The sequence below is a fragment of the Aeromonas sp. JL9 genome (genome assembly GCF_024436075.1).
GTDB lineage: Bacteria > Pseudomonadota > Gammaproteobacteria > Enterobacterales > Aeromonadaceae > Aeromonas > Aeromonas veronii.
Genome location: NZ_JANFNV010000072.1, coordinates 1 through 1208, shown reverse-complemented (window position 1 = coordinate 1208; position 1208 = coordinate 1). Strand labels below are relative to the sequence as shown.

Sequence of the window (1208 nt, the reverse complement as noted above, 5' to 3'; positions counted from 1 at the left end):
TCCACCTTGCGTTACTGACGCTGGCTTGCGCCGTGATCTGCTCGCGCTTCGCTGAGAGGTTTTGTTAGCGGCTCTAAGTGGGAACCGGGTTTGCCGCCCGATGGTGACAAATGCGGGTAGCGTCTCGGGTGCGATGATCATTTGCTTGTCCAGCCAGCTTTTTGAGATGCGCCACCGCAGCGCTAACTCGCTTCGTGTCAACATATGTACACCGTCCATCACTGCCTCTCGTTTGCCTGTTCGTGCGACTGGATTGCAGTATTCAGAAGTTGACCCCCCAAAGCATTGACAACACATGCATTGCGGAATTTTGTATGTTTTGGTTACAAATGGGTCTTGGTGGTGTTCTGCGCAACTCAACTGCAACACACTGTGGGCTGTGGTATGTCTTCAGAGAGCCATTGCTGTTGAGTGGCATTGATATGAGGGAGTAAGTGGGTCGTGGTGCGTTGCTGATATCGCATCGCCATCTGTAGTGATGAGTGGTTCAGGGCCTGCGCAACCATGGCAATGTCACCCGTCTGTAGCATCAGTTCCGTGGCAAAGGTTCGGCGGAGATCATGAATGCAAAGGTCACTGATCCCTGCTGTAGCACAAATCCGCTGAAAGGCATGCCGTGGGTAGCTCATGTACCCTGAAGAGGATTGGGAGGAGGGGAAAAGGAACCTCTGTTTGTTGACCAGTAATTGCTGTGTTTCGATGAGCCTGATGGCATGAGACGTCAGGGCCACTTGGTGAGGTAATCCATTCTTAGTCGTAGGCAGGATCAGGTAAGCCTCATCGAGGTGCAAGTGGGCTTGTTCTATGGAGCACACCTCCCCAATTCGCATCCCTGTGTAGAGAGACAGTAATAGCGACCGACTTGCTTCCGAGTTTTGGGCATAACATGCATCGATAAAACGTGACCGTTCATCAAGGCTCAGGATCCGCTTGCGTTCATTATTTTCTTTGAGTTGCCGTAACCCATTCATCGGTGAGACAGAGAGGTATCCGTGCTCCACGGCCAAGGTCAGCATCCTCGACAGGGCAGACAAGATCTTGTTCACGGTGGCGGGCTTGAGGTGTTCAGCAAGTCGTCTTTGGAAGGCCACAATGGTTTGGCGATCCAGTGTTTTTAGACGACGGCTTCCAAACTGCATATTCCGGCCGATCATGAACACCGATTCCGGTTCAACGTGAACACCATTTCCGGACCAATGTGAACGCTC

General features: G+C 52.1%; 1 protein-coding gene. It reads right to left on the bottom strand.

Going from position 1 to position 1208, the window contains the following annotated elements; genetic code table 11:
• Positions 1 to 356 precede the first annotated feature (356 nt).
• The coding region (locus NOM06_RS20780; RefSeq protein ID WP_255913031.1) for a site-specific integrase at positions 357 to 1208 on the bottom strand (852 nt) is incomplete at its 5' end.